This window comes from Devosia limi DSM 17137 (assembly GCF_900128975.1).
Taxonomy (GTDB): domain Bacteria; phylum Pseudomonadota; class Alphaproteobacteria; order Rhizobiales; family Devosiaceae; genus Devosia; species Devosia limi.
The window spans coordinates 299,799-319,653 of record NZ_FQVC01000001.1; the positions used below are offsets into that span (position 1 = coordinate 299,799).

General features: G+C 62.6%; 21 protein-coding genes. 6 read left to right on the top strand and 15 right to left on the bottom strand.

The annotated features are described in order from the left end of the window. Window positions 1-474: 474 nt before the first annotated feature. The 3 genes from BUA69_RS01325 to BUA69_RS01335 form a co-directional block, all read right to left on the bottom strand. Complete coding sequence (locus tag BUA69_RS01325) at window positions 475-1,731, bottom strand: Hsp70 family protein (protein ID WP_046136204.1); 1,257 nt, start codon at window positions 1,729-1,731, stop codon at window positions 475-477. A gap of 502 nt (window positions 1,732-2,233) precedes the next feature. Further along, window positions 2,234-2,893, bottom strand: a complete 660-nt coding sequence (locus tag BUA69_RS01330) for a GGDEF domain-containing protein (protein ID WP_046136203.1) — start codon at window positions 2,891-2,893, stop codon at window positions 2,234-2,236. Between the two features lie 97 nt (window positions 2,894-2,990). After that, window positions 2,991-3,446 carry a YcgN family cysteine cluster protein gene (locus tag BUA69_RS01335; protein WP_046136202.1) on the bottom strand — a complete coding sequence of 152 codons (456 nt, stop codon included), beginning with the start codon at window positions 3,444-3,446 and terminating at the stop codon, window positions 2,991-2,993. Window positions 3,447-3,629: 183 nt separating this feature from the next. On the opposite strand from BUA69_RS01335, the gene BUA69_RS01340 reads away from it, so the two are divergent. From BUA69_RS01340 to BUA69_RS01350, 3 genes are all read left to right on the top strand, one after another. Further along, on the top strand, window positions 3,630-5,744 hold the full coding sequence (locus tag BUA69_RS01340; RefSeq protein ID WP_201777472.1) for a transglycosylase domain-containing protein: 2,115 nt from the start codon (window positions 3,630-3,632) through the stop codon (window positions 5,742-5,744). 130 nt (window positions 5,745-5,874) lie between these two features. Beyond that, window positions 5,875-6,450, top strand: a complete 576-nt coding sequence (locus tag BUA69_RS01345; RefSeq protein ID WP_052950666.1) for a DUF1214 domain-containing protein — start codon at window positions 5,875-5,877, stop codon at window positions 6,448-6,450. Next, entirely contained in the window at window positions 6,447-6,995 is a 549-nt protein-coding gene (locus BUA69_RS01350; RefSeq protein ID WP_046136200.1) for a DUF1254 domain-containing protein, read from the top strand. Before BUA69_RS01345 ends, BUA69_RS01350 begins: the two co-directional genes overlap by 4 nt. A gap of 54 nt (window positions 6,996-7,049) precedes the next feature. Here the strand turns inward: BUA69_RS01350 and BUA69_RS01355 are convergent, their stop codons facing one another. Then, complete coding sequence (locus tag BUA69_RS01355; RefSeq protein WP_143154372.1) at window positions 7,050-7,865, bottom strand: hypothetical protein; 816 nt, start codon at window positions 7,863-7,865, stop codon at window positions 7,050-7,052. 355 nt (window positions 7,866-8,220) lie between these two features. Between BUA69_RS01355 and BUA69_RS01360 the strand changes: the two genes are divergently transcribed. Continuing rightward, window positions 8,221-9,360, top strand: a complete 1,140-nt coding sequence (locus BUA69_RS01360) for a DUF2336 domain-containing protein (RefSeq protein WP_046136199.1) — start codon at window positions 8,221-8,223, stop codon at window positions 9,358-9,360. 127 nt (window positions 9,361-9,487) lie between these two features. On the opposite strand, the gene BUA69_RS01365 is transcribed toward BUA69_RS01360, so the two are convergent. From BUA69_RS01365 to BUA69_RS01375, 3 genes are read right to left on the bottom strand one after another with little or no spacing between them, the layout of a single operon-like run. After that, window positions 9,488-9,826, bottom strand: a complete 339-nt coding sequence (locus BUA69_RS01365) for a DUF1491 family protein (RefSeq protein ID WP_046136198.1) — start codon at window positions 9,824-9,826, stop codon at window positions 9,488-9,490. Beyond that, window positions 9,826-10,962, bottom strand: coding sequence for a peptidoglycan-binding domain-containing protein (locus tag BUA69_RS01370; RefSeq protein WP_046136197.1), 1,137 nt, complete (start codon window positions 10,960-10,962; stop codon window positions 9,826-9,828). The genes BUA69_RS01365 and BUA69_RS01370 overlap by 1 nt, the downstream gene beginning before the upstream one ends. Beyond that, window positions 10,959-12,695, bottom strand: coding sequence for a PAS domain-containing sensor histidine kinase (locus BUA69_RS01375; RefSeq protein ID WP_160300143.1), 1,737 nt, complete (start codon window positions 12,693-12,695; stop codon window positions 10,959-10,961). The genes BUA69_RS01370 and BUA69_RS01375 overlap by 4 nt, the downstream gene beginning before the upstream one ends. Before the next feature lie 387 nt (window positions 12,696-13,082). Here BUA69_RS01375 and BUA69_RS01380 point away from each other — a divergent pair, with 387 nt between their 5' ends. Next, window positions 13,083-13,406 (top strand): hypothetical protein, encoded by a 324-nt coding sequence (locus tag BUA69_RS01380; RefSeq protein WP_046136196.1) that lies wholly within the window; start codon window positions 13,083-13,085, stop codon window positions 13,404-13,406. A 251-nt stretch (window positions 13,407-13,657) separates the two neighbouring features. Then, window positions 13,658-14,095 carry a SufE family protein gene (locus BUA69_RS01385; protein ID WP_046136195.1) on the top strand — a complete coding sequence of 146 codons (438 nt, stop codon included), beginning with the start codon at window positions 13,658-13,660 and terminating at the stop codon, window positions 14,093-14,095. Here BUA69_RS01385 and BUA69_RS01390 read toward each other — a convergent pair. The 8 genes from BUA69_RS01390 to BUA69_RS01425 all read right to left on the bottom strand — a co-directional run bounded on the left by BUA69_RS01390 (window position 14,088) and on the right by BUA69_RS01425 (window position 19,855). Next, window positions 14,088-15,155, bottom strand: a complete 1,068-nt coding sequence (locus BUA69_RS01390) for an acyltransferase family protein (protein WP_052950663.1) — start codon at window positions 15,153-15,155, stop codon at window positions 14,088-14,090. The two genes, BUA69_RS01385 and BUA69_RS01390, sit on opposite strands and share 8 nt — an antisense overlap. Window positions 15,156-15,227: 72 nt before the next feature. Further along, complete coding sequence (locus tag BUA69_RS01395) at window positions 15,228-15,962, bottom strand: DUF6456 domain-containing protein (RefSeq protein ID WP_052950662.1); 735 nt, start codon at window positions 15,960-15,962, stop codon at window positions 15,228-15,230. Then, on the bottom strand, window positions 15,952-16,356 hold the full coding sequence (locus tag BUA69_RS01400) for a helix-turn-helix domain-containing protein (RefSeq protein ID WP_072866437.1): 405 nt from the start codon (window positions 16,354-16,356) through the stop codon (window positions 15,952-15,954). The genes BUA69_RS01395 and BUA69_RS01400 overlap by 11 nt, the downstream gene beginning before the upstream one ends. Window positions 16,357-16,559: 203 nt before the next feature. Continuing rightward, a complete protein-coding gene (locus tag BUA69_RS01405; protein ID WP_046136194.1) occupies window positions 16,560-16,982 on the bottom strand; it encodes a Ros/MucR family transcriptional regulator in 423 nt (140 codons plus the stop codon). Window positions 16,983-17,110: 128 nt separating this feature from the next. Next, window positions 17,111-17,449 carry a monovalent cation/H(+) antiporter subunit G gene (gene mnhG / locus BUA69_RS01410; protein WP_072866451.1) on the bottom strand — a complete coding sequence of 113 codons (339 nt, stop codon included), beginning with the start codon at window positions 17,447-17,449 and terminating at the stop codon, window positions 17,111-17,113. Between the two features lie 8 nt (window positions 17,450-17,457). Continuing rightward, a complete protein-coding gene (locus BUA69_RS01415; RefSeq protein ID WP_046136192.1) occupies window positions 17,458-17,766 on the bottom strand; it encodes a cation:proton antiporter in 309 nt (102 codons plus the stop codon). Then, window positions 17,763-18,242, bottom strand: a complete 480-nt coding sequence (locus tag BUA69_RS01420; RefSeq protein ID WP_046136191.1) for a Na+/H+ antiporter subunit E — start codon at window positions 18,240-18,242, stop codon at window positions 17,763-17,765. The genes BUA69_RS01415 and BUA69_RS01420 overlap by 4 nt, the downstream gene beginning before the upstream one ends. After that, window positions 18,239-19,855, bottom strand: a complete 1,617-nt coding sequence (locus BUA69_RS01425) for a proton-conducting transporter transmembrane domain-containing protein (protein ID WP_046136190.1) — start codon at window positions 19,853-19,855, stop codon at window positions 18,239-18,241. The genes BUA69_RS01420 and BUA69_RS01425 overlap by 4 nt, the downstream gene beginning before the upstream one ends.

Here is a 19,855-nt window from a genome sequence, read left to right on the forward strand (position 1 = left end):
TCAATGGCTTAGGAAAACTACGCCCACGGAGTCATTTTCGCGCAGGCGGGAGTCCATGCTTTTCCACGCGGATACCCCCTCCCAACCTCCCCCTGACAGGGGGAGGGGCGTGGCCGGCGTTCTCTGTAGAATCCCGCCTCATACCCGATGCAACCCCCCCCCTGTCAGGGGGAGGTTAGGTGGGGGTATCCGCACCACCCACAGAATGGATTCCCGCCTGCGCGGGAATGACCCAGTGATGGATCATGCGTCGGTAGCAGCTCCGCGTCGCCGCCCTACTCACCAACCACCCAACTCTCACCACCCACCGCGCTGCCCACGGGCGTAACCCGTGGGTCTTTCCCAACCTGGCACGCGCGACGAGTGGCCCTAGGGTCAAGCCCCAGGGCAGCCCGTGTATCGGCAAACAAAAACGCCCGCCCCTGTCCCCAGGAACGGGCTTACCCCATCACCGCCACCCGCTGAAATCAGCCCTCACCCAAACTTGCGCCGCGCATCCATGGCCAGTCCCAGCCCCACGCTGCCCAGCACGTCCGTACGCACCATCTCGGCATCGGGAAACAGCACCCGCAACCGCTCCACGATCACCGGCACCTGCGTCGAGCCACCGGTCAGGATCAGGCTGTCGATATCGCCCGCTGTTACCCCGGCCCGCTGCAGCGTTTCACCGATGGTCGCGGTAATCCGCTCCACCGAGTTCTCCAGCGCCGCGCCGAGATCATCAACCGAAATCTCGGTGGTGATCCGCACGCCCTCGATATCGAAATCAAACTGATGCAGATCGGCATCCGACAGCGCGATCTTGGCCGCTTCCACCGCCCCGACCAGCCGATGCCCCAGCCGGTGCTCGACCACCGCGATCATCGTCTCGACCATTTCGGGGCGCTGCGCCTCGTTGCGGGTGCTGCTCAGGTCGCGAATGGTCTTGGCGGTATAGAGCCGGTTGATCCGGTGCCAGGTCGACAGGTCATAATAGGGCGCCACCGGCAGATAGCGCTTGCGGTCGCGCGTCATCGTCCCCAGCCCCAGTTCGGGCATCACCTTGGCCATGGACAGCAGCCGGTCGAAATCGGTACCGCCGATATGCACGCCCGCCGTCGCCAGGATGTCGCCGCTGCGATCGGTGGCGCGCGCCCGCTCCGGGCTCACCCGCACCACCGAAAAGTCCGAGGTACCACCGCCAAGATCGACGATCAGCGCCAGCTTCTCGGTGCCGACCTGCCGCTCGAAGTCGAGCGCTGCCGCGATGGGCTCGAACTGGAAATCAATGCGGCTATAGCCCTGCGCCCGCACGGCCTGCTCCAGCTGCCGCTGGGCCTCGGCGTCGGCCTTCGGATCATCATCGACAAACTGCACCGGCCGCCCGACCACGACGCTATCCACCGGCGCGCCCAGTTCCGTCTCGGCCCGCCGCTTCATTTCGCCGACAAAGATGCCCAGAATATCGAGAAAGCCATAGGTCCTGGCCTTGACCCTTGTGGTGTCGCCGATCAGCGCCGTGCCCAGCACGCTCTTGAGCGAGCGCATCAACCGGCCCTCTGCCCCCGTCACATATTCAGCCACGCCGGCCCGGCCGAAATGGATGGCGTCATCCTCGAAGCTGAAGAACAACACACTCGGAATCGTCGGCTTGCCATCCTCCAGCGCCAGCAGCGCCGGCGCGTTGGTCGCGTCGGCAATTCCCATGGTCGAATTGGACGTGCCAAAGTCGAGGCCGCAAGCAAGGGTCATGATCGGATTCCGTCGAGTGCTGCGCCGACCTGCGGCGCGCGAGAGGACGGCCCTCATAACGACTATGTTGATGCGAGGAAAGCCCCCAATAGGTGCGGCGACATCTCACCACGCCCTCCCCTCACTCGCCGTCATCCCGGCGAAAGCCGGGATAACGCCGTGGGCACCAGGGCAAGTGTGCAAGCCTCACTTCCGCTCCCAATCTCGCCTCCCCCACCGCGCTGCCCACGGACTTGATCCGTGGGCCATTCTCAACCATGCACGCGCGACGAGAGGCCCACGGATCAAGTCCGTGGGCAGCCCGGCGATGGTTGAAGGTTCAGGAGCACACTTCGCCAGCAGAGTCGAAGGGACCGATCCGCAGCACCCGCCCACTCACCCGCTGCCTATGGGCTCGTCCCGTGGGCCATTCTCAACCCGGCACGCAGGAAGAGCACCCTCACGGATCAAGTCCGCGGGCCGTCCCATGATGATTAAATGAGAGCAGGCGCGTTACCGCGCCCTATCCCGCCTTGCGCTTGCGCTGCTGGGCCGGCCGCAAATCCACCGCCTCGATCCGGCCGATGCCCCGCCGCTGCGCCTTTTTCAGCGCTTCAGCCGCGGTCTCGAAAAACTTCTTGTCGTATCCGCCCTGCGGATTGCTCACCGCCACACCGATGGAGGCGGTGACGATCCCGGCATGGCTTTCCTTATGCGCCAGGCCCTCGCTGCGCACCGCAGCAGCAATCTGGGCCGCGATCGAACGGGCCATCAGCGCCGGAAAGTCGGGGAGCACCACCACGAAGCCGTTCCGCCCCAGCCGCAGGCATTTATCGCCCTCGCGCGGCAGGCAATGGCGGATGGCGCTCTGCATTGCCGACAGACAATCGTCGGCCGAGGCCTTGCCGTAGGCGGTGAAATATTCCTTGGAGCGGTCCATCTCTATGATCAGCAGGCTCAGGGACACATTGCGCTCGGCCGAACGGGTCCAGGATTGCGCCAGTTCCTCGTCGATCTTGGCGCCGAGCCGCGTCCGCATCCCCAGCGTCCGTGCAATCGCCGCCTGTCCATAGGCTGGCGCGCGTTCACGCTGCTGGCGCACCGGGCGCAGCACGCCAAGGGCCGTTCGAACGCGGGACCAGAACGGATCGCTGCCGTCCTTGCTGATTGCGGTATCGGTCATTGGTGACGCCTGTTCTGGGCCGGCCTTTGGGCCGCTTTACCGTCCAATCAGGTCACAACATGGTTAACCGATGGTTACCAGGCGACTTGGCGCGGTCCTAGATCGTCTCGGGTGGTTCCCATTCCGGCCAGTCGACAGCGTGCTCTTCCCACTCGCCAGGCTCGACATCGGTTTCAAGGAACGTCCGCCCCTTCACCGAGACCCCGACATCGATCACGGTCTGCGGATCGCCCGAGACCAGCGGATGCCACCAGGCCAGCCCCTTGCCCTCGGCCAGGCGGCGATAGGCGCAGGTGGTGGGAATCCATTTTATCTCGGTGACATTTTCCGGCGTCAGCTTGATGCAGTCGGGCACCTTGGCCTTGCGTCCGGGATAATCGGTGCAGCGGCAGCTATCGCCATCCAGCAGCTTGCAGCGCACATCCGAGGTGATCAGGATGCCGCTGTCTTCGTCCTCGAGCTTGATCAGGCAGCAGCGGCCGCAACCGTCGCAGAGCGATTCCCACTCTGTCTCGGACATTTGATCGAGCGTCTTGTCTTCCCAGAAGGCCATCTTAACCCTTGCAATGCTTAATTATAGGGCCGAAATCCCACTTGTGCCGGCCCATAGTCGATCATATTCCAGCGAGTGAGTTGCGTTGCCGGGGTGAACGGACCAACAGTCCACGAACCAGTGCCGAGGGCGAAGTTGTCGGATCCGTTCTACACCAAAGAAAAGCGTCGCAAGAAGTCCAGCATGCTGGCTGCCGACGCCTGGCTGGATTCATCGATTTACGAATTCGGCCAGTGGCTCGGCCGAGGCTATACCCGTTTTCAGGACTTCATGTCCATTTTCCACGTTTCGGGGATAAAGCGGTTCGTCGTCGAAATCTCCTCGGATGCCTTCACCTTCGGTGCCATCGGCGCCGTGCTGATGACGGCCCTGGCCCTGCCTGCCTTCGATGCCACTGCCTCGGGCGAGTATAACAAGGCGGAAGACTATTCGGTGGCGTTCCTCGATCGATATGGCAACGAGATCGGCCATCGCGGCATCCGCTCCGATGACAGCGTGCCGCTCGCCGACATGCCCGACTATCTGATCAAGGCCACCCTGGCGACCGAAGACCGCCGGTTCTACGAGCATTTCGGCATCGATATTGTCGGTACGCTGCGCGCGCTGATGAGCAATGCGCAAGGCGATAGCGGCACGCAGGGCGGCTCCTCGATCACCCAGCAATTGGCCAAGAACCTGTTCCTGACCCCCGAGCGCAATCTCGAGCGCAAGATCAACGAGGCCTTCCTCGCCATCTGGCTCGAATGGCACTACAGCAAGGACGAGATCCTCAAGCTGTATTTCGACCGCGCCTATATGGGTGGCGGTGCCAATGGCGTCACCGCAGCCGCGGATTACTATTTTGGCAAGAAGGTTCAGGACATCAATCTGGCCGAAGCCGCGATGTTATCCGGCCTGTTCAAGGCTCCAACCCGCTATGCCCCCCACAATGACCTGGCCGCCGCCCGCGGTCGCGCCAATCTGGTGCTTTCCAACATGGTTGCCGCCGGATTTTTGACCGAAGGCCAGGTCACTGCCGCCCGCCGCCACCCCGCCTCGCCCATCGATCGCACCGAAGACGTCAATTCCCCCAACTACTTCCTCGATTGGGCGTTTAGCGAAACCAAGAAGATCATCGAGGCGTCAAACCACAGCTCCAACAATTTCGTGGTCCGCACCACCATCGACTCGGTCCTGCAGACCTACGCCGAAGACGCCATCGTCTCTGTCGTGCGCGAACAGGGCGAGCGGTACAATGTCGATCAGGCCGCCATGGTGGTCACCGACACCAACGGCGCCATTCGCGCCATGGTCGGCGGCACCGATTACGGCAAGAGCCAGTTCAATCGCGCCATCGTCTCCACGCGGCAACCCGGATCGGCGTTCAAGCCCTTCGTCTATGCCGAGGCCTTCGAGCAACTCGGCCTCAAACCGTCCGACACCATTTCGGACCGTCCGGTTTGCATCGGTGATTGGTGCCCGCAGAATTATGGCCGCAATTACAAGGGCCAGGTTTCGCTGGAAAGCGCCTTTGCCCAGTCGATCAATACCGTCCCGGTAACGCTGTCGATCAAGACCGGCCGCGACACCATTGCCGACCTCAGCCACCGCATGGGCATCCAGAACGAGTATCCCGTCACCCGCTCGCTGGCTCTGGGGGTGGCATCGGTGTCCGTGCTGGACATGACCTCATCCTATGCGGTCTTCGCCAGCGGCGGCTACAAGACGCCCGCCTATGGCATTACCCGCGTGACCACGCTCACCGGTGAGCGGATATTCGAGGCCGATACCGATATGGCCCGCGAGCGCATCCTGTCCGAAACCACCGTCGCCAATATGAACCACATGATGCGCACCGTGGTGACCGGCGGCACCGGTAGGCGCGCCGATGTCGTGGGCGTCCCTGCTGTCGGCAAGACCGGCACCACAACATCTTATCGCGATGCGTGGTTCTGCGGCTTTACCGGCAATTACGTGGCCGCTGTCTGGTTCGGTAATGACGACTACCGTCCGACCAAGAACCTGACCGGCGGACTTCTGCCCACCATCGCCTGGCAGAAGTTCATGGCCTATGCCCATACCAATATCGACATCATGCCGGTATTTGGTGTCGATTTCACGCCAGAGCCGGTCATCATCGCCGATGCCGATCCGGCCGCCATCCCCGATGTGGCCGACCAGCGCCCGCCGACCTTGACCCCCGAAGCCGCGCGCAAGCTGATCGATGTCGCCGACCGCCTCAAGTCCACCCTGCGCGGTTCCACCCCGGTTTCCGATCAGGCCAGCACGGCTACCCCACCTGTAACCACTGGGCTCTGAGCATCCTGGTCCTGGTGGCGAAACCCAATCTCCGCTTTCACCCTCCGGCCCCCATTGCTATAGCCAAGGGACGGAGTTGCGCTGGGGCCGCTCGTTCATGGCAAAATCGACATAATCGGGCGGGTCATCCTTGCGCTTCGTCATCCATCTCCTGCTCATGATTGCAGTCGCGCTCGGCGTGGGGTTCGGGCTGAGCTATTATGCGCTGACCGATGGCCGCCTGTTCGGCGCGGCACAGGTCGGCCCCTGGACCGCCTGGCCCGATGTCGGCTCTGCCGCGCCCAATCCCTATACGCGCGGCCACCTCACCCGCGTCGCCGGCTTGCAGCTGGGCCAGAGCGAAGGCCTGCAATTTACCGCCTCCACCGATAGCAGCGGGCAGCCGCTCACGCTGGCCTGCACCTATTCGGTCAATGGACAGACACCGCTCGCCACCTTCTGGACGCTGGTCGCGCTTGATCCCGATGGGGCTAATCTCGCGCGCCCGGGCGGCGATGCCGCGATGCGCTCGACCAGTCTCGCCCGCCCCAATGATGGTTCGATCGCCATCCATGTCGGCACGCGCCTGATGCCGCGAAACTGGCTGGAACTCAGCGGCACCGGCCCGTTCAAGCTGGTGCTGACGCTCTACGATACCACGGCATTCTCGGGCTTCAGCACGGCCCGCGAGGCCATGCCGGCCATCGTGCGCGGAGATTGCGCATGATGCGTACCCTGCTCTGGTTGCTGGGCGGCCTCATCCTTGGCGGCATCATCCATATCGTGGTGATCCTCACCCTGCCGATGCTGGCCGAAGAAACGGCCTGGGACCGCGTTGCCGATCTCGATGCACAGAGCCGCATGTTCATCCTGCCACCGGTCGAGCCGGGCACGCCCAATCCACTCGGCCTCGATCCGGACCTTGCCTATGGACTGTGCCGCGTCGATCTGGCCGAAGGCCCCGCCTATGTCAGCGGCGTCATGCCGGACGCCTTTTGGTCGGTGGCATTGTTCAACAGGCAGGGCATCGTCACTTATTCGACCACCAATCGCGACGGCATTGGGCAGACCCTGGAGATGGGCATTTTCAACGCTGCGCAGACTCGCCTGCTTGCCCAGCAGCAACTTGACATCGCCGAGGGCCTCCTCGTGGTCGAGAGCGCATCGGACGAGTTGCTGATCCTCGTCCGCCTCGCCCCGCCCCACCACGCCATGCGCCAGCGCTTCGAGGCGGCCCTGGCTGCCGTCGAATGCGGAACCCGCCAACCCTAGGTGTTCCGGCCCCCCCGCCTTGTAGCAGGCGACCGGTGCGACCCAGTTGGATATCTACTTCTGATCGATGATTTCGGTATCGATGGGCTTGGTCTGATAGCGGGAGGGAAGCACAATCTCGCCGGCCCAGCCCGGACCACTCTTGCGAGCGCAGAAATCGCGGCTATTCGCCTGCTTCACATAATTGGAAAGCCGCGACAGCGCGGCGTCCACGGCCAGCGACTGATCATGGGGCGTCTCCACCAGCAAGTGATCGAGTGCATAGTCATAGGACTGGAAACGATAGGTCAGCGCCCGAGCGAACCAATTGATCCGCATGTCGTTCTCGGTCCGGCGCGCCCGCGCATTGGCCGCGACTGCGGGCTCGATACCACTCAACCCCGCCAGCGCCTGCGCGCGCTGCCGGTCGATTTCCTCTACGGCGCAAATCGCTGCGAAGGTGGCAGGGATGGTATCGAGATCAGCCGCAATATCGCGTCCCACCCGTGAGTAGCGAACGGTCGACGATTGAAAATGCGTCTGTTTCAACCAGCCATAATAGCGGTCGATAGCAAATGTCATGTCGGTCGCAGCGGTGATGCGGGTGCGCTGCAGTTCGACGGCAGAGTTGTAGAACCAGTCCTTGGCGTGGTCGGCCACGAGGAACCGCCATACACGATCATGCATGAGCTTTTCCTGATCGGTCTGGTTGAAGTTCGAAACCGGCTCGCCGCGCGAGGCAGCCAGTCTGGCGCCCACGGCTGGCATGGCCACGTCATGGGTGAAACTGGGCCGGGCCCGGCCGAAATCGCCGACTGGCCGTGCGACACAACCAGCCATCACCGCTGCAAGAGCCACGGTGCCGGCGAGAACAGCAAATAACTTACCCACGCTTGCGCTTTGGCCGCGTCGGGTCGAGGCGAGTTGTCGGCGTCGGCGGTGTACCGCGTTCATAACGCACCCCGGTAAACATCAATATCTGGGCGGGTCCGGGCGGCTTCGCCACTGCGGCTATGGGGTGTCCCCCTCGATCGAATTTGACGAGCTTTCCCAAGCTGGCCTCCAATTCTGTGCGGCTCCCCCATCCCAACGGGGGCAGCATTCCATAAGCAAATCAGTCGGCGCGACGCCCCTCGCGCTTGAGTGCATTAAGAGATCGTCAAGGTTAACAGTCTGCTAACGAATTGCCGGCAAGAGTAGGGGCGCGCCAGATTCCGGCGCTTTGCGAGTCGACGGTTCCCAAAAAATGCTCGGTTTTCAACCTTACGAGACGTTCAACCTCCTGATCGAGACCGGTGGCGTGGACCGCACGAACACCCTGCTGATAGCTGCCTGCGATGCCTATGCGCGGCGCGGCAAGCCAACCAGTCCCGAAATGGAGCAATTCGAGACATTGGCTGCCCGCCTGTTCCCGGTTGCCGGGGCCCAGGCGCGCGCCAAGGGTGCCGCCCTTCTCGGCCGCGCCGAAACGCTGTCCCCCCTGCTCGAAGGCCTCGTCGTCGCCCATATCGGTGAAGACCTTATCGGGTTTCTGGAAGCAGCCCCCGAGCTGTCCGAAGCCACCATGCTCGACATTATCGCGCGTTATGACGTCGCCGCCGCCGCCACGCTGGCGCGGCGCCAGGACCTGACCAACGTGGTTCTCGCCAAGCTGTTCCAGATGAATTCGCGCAAGGTCTATCGCGCGCTAGCCGACAATACCTCGATCGTACCGCGCGGTGCCTATCTCAGCGCACTCGCTCGGTCGGCACAGATGGATCATATCGTCGCCGAGTCGCTGGCCAAGCGCAGCGATTTCGACGCTGCCCTGCTGGCCCCGGCCTTTTTCGACCTGTCCGATCAGGATCGGGTCAAGGTCATCCATGCCTTCGCTCATCGCGAAACCCCACTTGCTCCAATCAAGAAGACCATCGAACAGATCTCGGTCGCCAATCAGGAACTGACCCGCGCGCTGATGAAGCTGTTTTCCGAGAACCGTCGTCCCGAAGTCACCAAGCTGCTCAGTCAGATCACCGGCCTTGATGAAGTCCGCTGCGGCCAGATCGCCCATGACGTCACCGGCGCCTCGTTGTTCGTGGTGCTCCGCGCCTTTGGCTGCTCGGCCTATGACGGGCTCAAGGTGCTGATCCACGCCACCGCCCATGACAATGAGCGCAGCCAGGCCCTTGCCGATTTCGCCACCCTGTTCGGTAATGTCACCGCCGATTCGATGGCCTACCTGATGAGCGCCTGGCGCGGTGAAGTGAACCTGCTGGAGTTGGCCAAGCCCGAATACCGGCCGTTCATCGAAAACAGCCGTCGCACTCCGCTGCAAAATACCCACAACCCGATCGTCGAAGAGGCCATTGAAGCCCTCGCCCGCATCGGGATCAAGCGCGCCAGCTAAGGCTGGAGGCCCTGCCCCTTGTCGTCGCGCCTCGCCTCGAGGCGCGACGACAAGGGGCAGGTCTGCGGGCAGCGCGTGAGTAGCATGGTTATCGGGTGGACCTCAGCAACAGGGCGAACAACGGCCCCTAGGCGACAACCTCAATCCCCGGATCATCGCCACGCAGATCGAGGCTGATCACCCAGAGATCGGGGTCAAACTCGACTTCCCGGACAATGCGGTCGCGCACCATGGCCGGTTCGACATGGCTGAAGCGCCGCTGAAACACCAGATTGGCTGATTCCTCGTTGCGGCTGACCATGGGCGCTGGAGTGAACAACGACACGGTGCCATCAAGGTGGTCGATTTCGACATAGACCTGACCGGCAACCGGATCGCCCCGGCGCGAGACGACGCACATATTGCCCAGGTCATTGTGCCGCCGCACGAAGACGCCGCACCAGATATCGGAGCGGAGGCGAGTCACTAGATATCGGCGCCGGCAGCGCGCAACAGGCCCGGCAGTTCAGGGGTAACCTGACCGGTCATCTGGTAATTGTGGAACACTTCAAACGAGCGAATGGCCTTTGCCGTGGCTTCCCCGGTCTTGCCGTCAATGGGGGCATGGAAGAAGCCCAGGCTCGCCAGCCCGCGCTGCACCTGCGACACCAACTGGGTGTCATTGGCCGGCCTGACAGTGGCCGCGCGCACCTGATCAGGCACGATCGTCGCTGCTTCACGCTTGGGAACAATGGTTTCGAGCGATGCCACCTGCTGCACCGGCGCTGGCATCGGTTGGACATTGGTCGCCATCACCGGCATGGCTGGCACTGGCTTGATAGCCGGAGGGGGCGGCGTCGCGCGTCCGCCATCGACGGCTGCAACGATTGAATCGATCGTCTGGGCAGCCGCGTTGCCGACGGTATCAATCACGTTCTCGGCCGGGCTGATCGCCGGCAGGCGCGCGACGACCCGATCAGGAGCCCGCGCCGGGGCAGCGGCGGGCCGAGGCGCGGGAGCCGGTTGCGGCGTCGCGGCGGCCGCCTGTACCACCACGGGAAGCATGCCGGTCGCATCGGCTCGCAGAATGGCGTCGATGACCTCGCGGCTGACTGCGCCCATGGGCGTCATGCCATTGCGTTCCTCAAAGGCGCGGATCGCCTGCGCCGTCATCGGCCCGTAATAGCCGTCGACGGTGCCGCTGAAGAGCCCCATCTCTGTCAGCTTCTTTTGCACTGCGAACACGTCTTTGTTGCCCACCGGCTTGCTGGGGACCGCTGCCGGCTTGACGCTGCCGGTGGTTTCGCTGGTGACCATCTGGGTGACGGCGGTCTGCTGCATCGGCACCGGGGCCGGCAACACCAATTGCTGCGGCGCCGCGAGCGTTGCCGCTTCGGGCACCAATGGCGAAGGCGCGAACATCGGCGCGGGGTGGCGCGCGGTTTGAAAGTATAGCGCATTACTGCCGGCCAAGGCCGTCAGCGTCACCATGGCGAGCAGGCCGGTCGAGGCGAGCGGGGCGCGCATGTAGTGCGTCAAGGTCCAGATGCCAAAGCGACCCAACGAGGTCGCAACGGCGCTACCTGCCAACAGAGGCAGCCGCGTGAAGGTTGTGGCCGTCATTGCGCTTTTCTTTTTTCGTCGTGCCATGGGGTAACTTGGATGGGGGCGGGCTCGCGATGGAGGGGGGTGACTGTCGCAGTCTCCACCACCTTTATTGCTGGACCGTTTATAGGAAGCAGAACGGTGACCATTGTACCTGCCCCAATTTCGGACATCGCCCGCAAAGTGCCGTCATGCAGGTCAACTAGCCCCTTGACGATGGACAGGCCGAGACCGGTACCTTCGTAGCGACGGTTGAGACCATCCTGAACCTGGAAGAACGGCTCGCCCACGCGCTGCAGCGATTCGGGGGCCATCCCGATGCCGTTGTCGACCACGCTCATGTTGACGCACTGGCCCTGGCGCTTCATCGTTACGGTCACGGTGCCGCCTTCGTGGCTGAACTTGATGGCATTCGAGAGCAGGTTCAGCAGGATTTGTCGGCAGGCGCGTTCGTCGGCCACCAGCATCGGCAGGTGCCGGGAAATGTCGCCGACCAGCCGAATCTGGCGTTCCTGCGCCAGGTTTTCGACCAACCGGAAGCAATTATGGACCAGCGTATCGGGCAGGAAGGGCTCGGGCTGCAGTTCGAACTTGCCCGCTTCAATCTTGGACATATCGAGCAGCATGCCGACCACTTCCAGCAGGTGCTTGCCGCTCTGGTGGATCAGACCGGCATATTCCTTATGCGTTGGCGACAGATCGCCACCAATGCCCGAGCTCATCATCTCGGAGAAGCCGACAACGGCATTGAGCGGCGTACGCAGTTCATGGCCAATGGTCGCCAGAAAGCGCGACTTGGCATTGGAGGCTTCCTCGGCCACGCGCCGCGCCTCTTCGACTGCTGCCTGCTGGTCCCTGCGCTCGGTAACGTCACGGAACAGCGCCACCACCTCGTAGCGCAGTTCGCCCTTGGCGGCATCAAGCACCGGCGAAAAGCTGATCTCGACCCAGATGAAGTGCGGAACCCGCACGCCGGCCACTGGATCGTCCTGGCGCATCCGCACTTCGATCGTGCGCGACTTGCCGCCCTGGTTGGCGTCAGCAAAAGCGGTCAGATAGGCGGGACGGTCCAGCACATGCAGGCGCTCCCCCAGCGAGGCGCCGCTCAGCTCATAGCGCCGGCAGCCAAACAGCGATTCGGAGGAGCGCGAGGCCAGCAACAGTTCGCCATTGCTGGAAAAACGGATTACCGCGTCCTGCACATGCTCGATCAGATGGCGATAGGCGCTCATCTGCGCCTTGTCATAGACGTCATAGGCACCGCGGATGCGATTGGCCGACAGGGCAACAATCCCTGCCACCACGGCCAAAGTCAGGCCACTGACGAGCTTGAGCGTGAGATCGTTGATGGAGATGCTGGCCATCGGCACCAAAGATGCAACGACTGCCAGGACGCCGATCACGCCCAGAAGCAGCCAGCCCTGCCGACGCAACGGCCCGCGGGCCAGCAGCGAAGCAAGCACGGGGCCCAGCACTGCGATGGCCAACCCCATATCTGCCAGGTTTGGATCCGCCAGTGTCAGCACTAGGCCGACTGCCATGATGGAATAGACCTGGCCTGCCGCAGCTTCTTCATACATGGCGTGCTGATGCAGGGCCAATGTGATCATGCCGCTGGCAAGCCCCATGGCTGCAATGACGAAAGGCAAGGCTGCCCCGCCCACCAGCAGATACATGGCCAGCGGCATCAGCAGGGCGCTGGCCAGCATGACCAGCCGCGCGTTGTTGGCAAGAGTCTTGCGACGCAGCATTTCAGGCCGATGACCTGACCCGGCCATGGCCAGGGACATCTCTTTGCTTGCGCTGAAAGAGAACAGGCTACGCATACGCAATACTCACTTCCACGACGCCGGTTGGGGCTGTGCCGACGACATCAGGCACAGGCGGTTTGGAACCGCATCCGCCTGAATGGGCTTCAGGTTTTTGTTGGCCCCACCCTGCGGCCCAAGAGCTAAGACAGCATTAAACCATGCTGCCGCAGCGCCTTGCCGTGTGATGTGGGGAGGTCCTTTCTGGGGTTAGCGTAAACAAGGCGTTGCCCTGATGAAGGTCGGCGGCGGCATTTGATTAAAGTTTTACACAATCGCGCCAGCCGCCCTTAAACCGCCCCGCCTATTGTCTCGATTGCAGGCCAAGACATGGCCCAGGCAATTTTGGATGAGACGATGCTCCTGTTCCGCTCGATATTCTGGCTGACCATCGCCTATGTGGTGATCAAGCCGGGCGTGGATTTCCACGATGCCGCTACGGCGCTGTCAGGCCAGGCCGTGGCCGCCGGCCAGCAGATCGTTGCCGAACAGGTTCAGACCATCGAATGCGACACCATACAGTGCATCGGCGGCAAGGCTGTTCTTGCCGCGGTGCTTCCCACTCCCCCGTCCGCCGGCACTTCTCCCATGCATGACGCGCCAGCAGTCCTCGTGGTCCCCTACCCCATGCCACGGCTGGGCCGGGCGGGATAAAGAGCGCCGCAAACGCTCGAACGAAAACCAGCGGTCGCGGTCCTAACCCCAGGAACGCTACTCCAGACCCTGGTCCCTGCCGCAAGCACGCTGCCCCGTGCTTGCGGCATTTTTCATTCAGCCGTCAGGTGGAGGGCGTCCCGGCGGATTGCGACTGCTGAGGCCGTCAGTTTCGCGCCCATATCCTGTCTCAACCGCCACCGCGCCGCGCGGCGCTGGAAAACTGAGTTGAGTTGCACTAGGTAAGGTCCATGACCGACACCCAAGCCTTGCCCCCAGCCTTCCAGGATATTGCCGAGAACCTGTCCTATCTCGATGACTGGGAAGATCGTTATCGCTATCTGATCGAACTGGGCCAGGCGCTGCCACGGCTCGACGACACCGAGAAGTCCGATGTCAACAAGGTGCAGGGCTGCGTCTCGCAGGTCTGGCTCGCCGCCCATAGCGACGTGAGCGATGGCAAGACCATTCTGACCTATCGCGGGGAGAGCGACGCAATGATCGTGCAGGGATTGGTGGCGATCTTGCTGGCGCTGTATTCCGGTCGCCCCGCTGCCGAAATTGCAGAGACCGACGCGATTGCCCTGTTCGACAAGATGGGCCTGCGCGAGCACCTGACCACCCAGCGCTCCAATGGCCTGATCGCCATGGTCAACCGCATTCGCAGCGAAGGCAAGGCGCTCAGCTGAGCGGCTTGCCGGCCAGCTCGGCAGATGCCGGCTGACGATACTGCGACAGTTTTTGCAGCAACGGCCGCTCTACCAGCGTAAACAGCATCAGCCCGACCAGGGTACCGCCGACGATTGAGGCTGCAGCCACGAGGTAGTCAGCCCAGATGTTGGCGCGATCCAGCACAAGGAACGCGACACCGGAGAGAACGGCCACCTCGTAAATGTGCACCAGGTAGATCGAGTAGGATGCGTCTCCGATCCGCTCCAGCAGAGCGATGCGCGGCATTCGCGGCTCAAGCCGCAGACCGAGCAGCATCAGCGCCACCGCGAACGCGACAAAACCGATAAACGCCACGCCGTCCTCGACCAGCCCGCGGTCCCACAAGAAACCCTCGGCAAAACCCGCCACGCCTGACAGCAGCACCGCAAGAAGCCAGTGCGCAGGGATCCGCTCCGGCCAACCGCGCAAGCTCGCCAGTCCGATCCAGGCTCCGGCGCAGAAGGCCAGGGGGACGAAGCTGGTATAAAATTGCGGGATCGCGCCTTGCGGCTGGAACACCAATCCGATGACGGCCAGAGACCCCAAAGCCAGGGTCAGCCAGACGACCCGGGCCGTCGCGCCCAGGAACGCCAGCAGCGCAAAACACACATAGAAGAACACCTCATAGTTGAGGGTCCAGCCCAGCTTGTAGAGCGGATGGATGCCGCCGCTGCTCGGATTGTAAAACGGGATGAACAGCAGCGACATCACCAGCTCGGCACCATCATAGACGGTGGTCTTGAAGATCTGTGGTGCCAGCAGTGCCAGAATGGCTGCCAGCAACGTGGCGCCCCAATACATCGGCACAATGCGAATGGCCCGGCGCCGCAGAAATTCCAGGGCCGAGAACCGCCCATCACCGGTCACCGCCACCATGATGAAACCGGAGATGGCAAAGAACAGGATCACCCCAAGCCATCCCAGACGTCCAAAGCCCAGCTGTTCATCGGCCAGCGGGTAAAGCAGGGCGTGGGACGCCAGCACAAGCATGGCCGCCAGCCCGCGCAAATACTGAATCGAGATGAATTTGTGCCGCATGTCCCGGTAATTATCATGCCCTGCGTCAGGCCCGCCATTACGCTTGCGGATGTCGTTAACGCCGCTGCCCGGCTAGTCCAGCGGCAAGCGCTCATGCAGCCAGCTTCGGGTGCGCCCGCTGGGGCGCCCTTGCGCCACCTGCGTCAGCCCGAAATGGGTCGCCAACTGTTCCAGCCCGATCCGCAGCACCAGCTTGGCGCTGCGTCGCGGCCACCCCCGCTCGGTCTCCACAACCTGCAATCCCTTGAGCAGGCCACAGACATCGAACAGCACCCCACCGCATTCTGCCGGCAGCGACTGCGCAATGGCATCGAGCTTGCGCCGCGCATCGATGGCGCTATCGGCCAGGTCGGGCGCACCGCTTCCCGACGCTGCCCGGCTGGCAATGCGGGCGGGGTCATAGGACATGGTGACCCGCGGGCCGAGACGGGCTCGCTCCACCAGGCGCCGCAGCCGCTCGCCGGCCTCCACCTGATGAGGGAGCAGGAATGGCGCCGCGCCATCAACCGAGGCTGCCAGCCGCGCCAGCGGGCTTTCGTCACTGACGATCAAGGGGGCCGCAGCCACTTTGGTGCCGCTGCCAACCCCACCATTGGCCTTGAGCCAATCGCGTGCCCGCGGACCAGCGCAGCATTTACCACCACCAACCATCAGCACGCCCTCCCCCGCCAGGGCAGCGACCGCCGCCAGCCCAAGCCGGGCCGACCGATCGGCCCGGCGCAATTCAAAGCCCGTACCGATCCGCTCTGCCGCATGGTCTGGCAGCAGCATTCGCACGAAGCGCAGGGTGCGTGTCTCAATAGGCATCGCAGCTCTCCCGTTCCAGACCGGCTACAGTCGTTTCGATGCGCAGTTCAAGGGCACTAACCTCATCGTCAAAGCGCGGGTCGTCACGCATATCCTCGATCAGGGCACAAGCATGTGAGACTGTTGTCCTATCTCGACCAAATGCGTCGCCCACCGCCTTGAGGCTGCGCCCTAGCACCACATGGGAGAGATACATAGCCAATTGCCGTGCCCGCGCAGTGGCATTGCGGCAGCGAGACCGATGCATAAGCAGGCGTATCGAAACAGATTTTTCCCGTGCCACCAGGGCGATCACGTGATCGCAGGCCCAGTCATGGCCGGCCGCAGTCCGCTTCCGCCGCGCCCGACTGCGCGTATTGCACTTGTCGCCACGCGTCTCCAACGCCTTGTACATCGTCTCTCTCCACCGCAATCAAGGAATTTATTCCTACATATTGCGACGGCGAAATCCAGAGGGGGATAAGTGCGGATGGAGAGGTGGTGAAATCGCCGAAAACCGGCCGAAAACTCAAACGGCCGCTCTTGGGAGCGGCCGTTTGAATTTGCTTTGTCGCCGGGGCCCGAAACCGAGCGCGACGTATCGTGGTGTAATGGGGCCTAGACGGCCTTGCGGCCTAGCCCGTTATCCTTGGCCAACTTGGACCGGGTCGCAGAATAGCTTGGCGCAACCATCGGATAATCAGCCGGCAGGCCCCACTTCTCGCGATATTCTTCTGGCGAGAGATTATAGTGCGTACGCAGGTGGCGCTTCAGCGACTTGAACTTCTTGCCGTCTTCGAGGCAGATGATGTAGTCGGCGGCCACCGATTTACGCACCGGAACAGCGGGCTTGAGTTCCTCGACCGGAGCCAGGACTTCATTGTTGGACAGAGCACGCAGGGCGCCGTGAACCTCGGCGATCAGCTTGGGCAGATCGGTCGGGCTTACGGCATTGTGGCTCACATAGGCGGAAACAATCTCGGTACTGAGCTCGATCAAGTCGGTCTCATAGCCTGTCGCCGCGCCAGCGGACTCGTTCATAGTTCAACCTTTCATTATTCTTTTCAGGCTCATGACGTGGCAGTCGCAGCCTTAGTGAACTCCTATGGCCGTTTATTGGCAGATGCAACCCGATCCACTGGAATTAACATGTTACCAATTACTACCATTCAAGGCCCAGATTGTGACTTCTTTATAGTCTGAATTTCATCCAGCACGGTAATTTTGTTCGGAATATATCCGGCACGATGACTTGCACGGGCCAGAAGATGTGCTGAAACAGGTGTTGTCAGCAGCAGAAACAGCACGCCGATGATTGCCCGGAGGGCTACAGCACCTTCAAAACACACCAAAGCAACAGCCAACAACACCATGCCGCCGCCAACAGCGCCGGCCTTCGACGCGGCGTGCATGCGAGTGTAAAGGTCTGGTAGCCTTAGAATTCCGATGGCAGCCAGGAGCGTGAAGGCCGAGCCGCACAGCAGCAGGAACGCACCGAGGTAGAGCATGACGTCGATCACTTCGTCTTCTCCCGGTCGGCCGCGCCCGGAGCGGGCCGCGTCATGATGTAGCGGGCAAAGGCAATAGTCGCCAGAAAGCCGAGCAGGCTGAGCGCGATGGCAATATCGAGATACAGCATCAGCCCGGTGCGGATAGCAATCGCCCCCACAAAGGCCAATGCGACAACGGTCAGCAGATCGAGCGCCAGCACGCGGTCCGGCAGCGTCGGACCTATGACGATGCGAATCACACTCAGCAGCAACGCCACTCCCAGCATGACCAGCGCGATCGAAGTCGCCAAATCCATGAATGCAGCACCGCTCATGCGAACACCGCCTTCACCTTGGCTTCAAAGCCGGTGGCAATGTCGGCGATCAGGGCCTCGCGGGTGGAAAGGGTCAGCACATGCACATAAAGCACTGAGCGATCCTTCGAGACGTCGATGGAAAGCGTGCCAGGGGTCAGAGTGATCAGATTGGCCAGCAGGGTAATCTCCGCATCCGATTTGACGGTCAGCGGCACTGCCACGATGGCTGGCCGCAACGCTGCGCGCAGATTGGGCGTCAGCACCACGATAGCCACCCGGATGGCGCTCACGACCAGCTCATAGACGAACAGCAGAGCCAGCGAGGCGATGCGCCGCAATTGCCGCAATGCACGCGGCTTGGTGACGAAGTCGCGCAGCAGGTACAGTGCGACGATGGCGATGGCGGTCCCCAGCAGCAGGTTCAGTCCGGAGAATGATCCGCTGATGGCGGCCCAGATCAGGGCCAGCACAATCGTCAGCAGCAACAGATTCATGGCGTGCCTCCCGCAAGTCCAAATGCGGCGATGTAGCGCGAGGGATCGATCATATCGCCCGCACCCATCCGCGCTGCCGTAAACAGGTCCTCCGGCATCAGCCCCGCCAGAACCACAATCGCCACGAGCACGGTTGTTGCGCCGAGTCCAAACCGTGCCTCACGCAGGCTCAGCGGTTGCAGTTTGCCGCTGCGATGTTCGGATAGCTCGCCTTCCGGCCCAGCCCGCCAGAAGATATGCGCCCATAGCCGCGATCCAGCGATCAGGGTCAGCACCGCATTGGCAAGCAGCGCCACGACGATGGCGAGGCTGAGATAATCGACAGCGCCGCCTTCGCGCAGGCCGGACTGGGCCAGCCCTGCCTCCAGCAACAGCAGCTTGGGCCAGAAGCCCAGGAACGGCGGCACGCCAGCAGCTGCCAGCATCAGGACGAAAAACAGGATCGAGATTGGTGTATGGGCCGCATAGATTCCGCCCATGCGGCGGCTATCGGTCTGCCCGGTCAGCCGCTCGATCAGTCCAGCCACCAGATACAGCGCTGTCATGGTCAGGATGGCGTGGAGGATATAGAAACCCGCGCCCCCAATGCCGTGCAGCGATGGCAAGGCAATGCCGGCAATCACGGCGCCGATGCCGCCGATGACGAAGAAGCCAAGCGCACGGCGCAGATTGGTTTCGGCGATGGCGCCCAATGGCGCGATCAGCAGCGAAGCGATGGCAATACTGGCCAGCAACGGCTCCAGCAGATCGCGACTGGCCGGCAGCAGCACGACCAGCGCCCGCATCATGGCGTAGACGCCAACCTTGGTCAGCAGTCCAGCGAACAAGGCCGAAACCGCTGCCGGCGGCGTGTGATAGGACGCCGGCAGCCACGCATTGACTGGAAATGCCGCTGCTTTCATCCCGAAGGCCAGCAGCAGCAGCCCCGCGACACCCGCCATCGCCGCCGGATTGGCCGAGGGCGCCACCAGAATGATGTCGGCCATGTTGAGCGTACCCAGCAAGCCATAGGTCAGGCCGAGCGACAGCAGGAAGAATGACGTCGCCAGGAAATTGAGGAAGCCGTATTTGATCGCGCCATCGAGCTGGATTGGCTGCCCGCCAATGACGATCAGCCCGAAGGATGCAATCAGCATCACCTCGAACCAGACATAGAGGTTGAACAGGTCCCCGGTCAGGAACGAACCGGTGACGCCGGCCAGCAGCAGCAGCACCAGCGAATAGAACCCGTCGCTGCCATCGCCCGGCTCGCGCTCGCCCTGGACATAGACCAAGAGGATCAGCGTCACGATCGACGCCGCCAATGCAAAGCCGGCGCCAAAGATATCAGCGGTGAAACTGATGCCGAAGGGCGGCAGCCACTTGCCCATGGTCATGCTGACCGGGCCGACCTGCAGCACCTTGGCCAGCAGCATCACCTCGCAGGCGATGATGCCAGCAACTGCAAGCATGGCGACGATTGGGGCAATGCCGCGCTTCTGGCGCAGCATCAGCAGCAGCGCTGCCCCCATCAGCGCCAGCACGAGCGGTAGAACAATCACCCAGTCAGCTGCTGGCGTGACCGTGGTAATCATCGCTTCCGACAGATCGACGGAGGGTGTTGCAGTGGCCAT

Excerpts from the sequence above, each read along its gene's own strand:
- BUA69_RS01325 (WP_046136204.1), bottom strand. The coding sequence starts at position 1,731 with ATGACCCTTGCTTGCGGCCTCGACTTTGGCACGTCCAATTCGACCATG.
- BUA69_RS01330 (WP_046136203.1), bottom strand. The coding sequence starts at position 2,893 with ATGACCGATACCGCAATCAGCAAGGACGGCAGCGATCCGTTCTGGTCC.
- BUA69_RS01335 (WP_046136202.1), bottom strand. The coding sequence starts at position 3,446 with ATGGCCTTCTGGGAAGACAAGACGCTCGATCAAATGTCCGAGACAGAG.
- BUA69_RS01340 (WP_201777472.1), top strand. The coding sequence starts at position 3,630 with ATGCTGGCTGCCGACGCCTGGCTGGATTCATCGATTTACGAATTCGGC.
- BUA69_RS01350 (WP_046136200.1), top strand. The coding sequence starts at position 6,447 with ATGATGCGTACCCTGCTCTGGTTGCTGGGCGGCCTCATCCTTGGCGGC.
- BUA69_RS01360 (WP_046136199.1), top strand. The coding sequence starts at position 8,221 with ATGCTCGGTTTTCAACCTTACGAGACGTTCAACCTCCTGATCGAGACC.
- BUA69_RS01370 (WP_046136197.1), bottom strand. The coding sequence starts at position 10,962 with ATGACGGCCACAACCTTCACGCGGCTGCCTCTGTTGGCAGGTAGCGCC.
- BUA69_RS01375 (WP_160300143.1), bottom strand. The coding sequence starts at position 12,695 with ATGCTGCGTCGCAAGACTCTTGCCAACAACGCGCGGCTGGTCATGCTG.
- BUA69_RS01380 (WP_046136196.1), top strand. The coding sequence starts at position 13,083 with ATGGCCCAGGCAATTTTGGATGAGACGATGCTCCTGTTCCGCTCGATA.
- BUA69_RS01385 (WP_046136195.1), top strand. The coding sequence starts at position 13,658 with ATGACCGACACCCAAGCCTTGCCCCCAGCCTTCCAGGATATTGCCGAG.
- BUA69_RS01390 (WP_052950663.1), bottom strand. The coding sequence starts at position 15,155 with ATGCGGCACAAATTCATCTCGATTCAGTATTTGCGCGGGCTGGCGGCC.
- BUA69_RS01395 (WP_052950662.1), bottom strand. The coding sequence starts at position 15,962 with ATGCCTATTGAGACACGCACCCTGCGCTTCGTGCGAATGCTGCTGCCA.
- BUA69_RS01400 (WP_072866437.1), bottom strand. The coding sequence starts at position 16,356 with ATGTACAAGGCGTTGGAGACGCGTGGCGACAAGTGCAATACGCGCAGT.
- BUA69_RS01405 (WP_046136194.1), bottom strand. The coding sequence starts at position 16,982 with ATGAACGAGTCCGCTGGCGCGGCGACAGGCTATGAGACCGACTTGATC.
- mnhG (WP_072866451.1), bottom strand. The coding sequence starts at position 17,449 with ATGCTCTACCTCGGTGCGTTCCTGCTGCTGTGCGGCTCGGCCTTCACG.
- BUA69_RS01415 (WP_046136192.1), bottom strand. The coding sequence starts at position 17,766 with ATGAGCGGTGCTGCATTCATGGATTTGGCGACTTCGATCGCGCTGGTC.
- BUA69_RS01420 (WP_046136191.1), bottom strand. The coding sequence starts at position 18,242 with ATGAATCTGTTGCTGCTGACGATTGTGCTGGCCCTGATCTGGGCCGCC.
- BUA69_RS01425 (WP_046136190.1), bottom strand. The coding sequence starts at position 19,855 with ATGGCCACTGCAACACCCTCCGTCGATCTGTCGGAAGCGATGATTACC.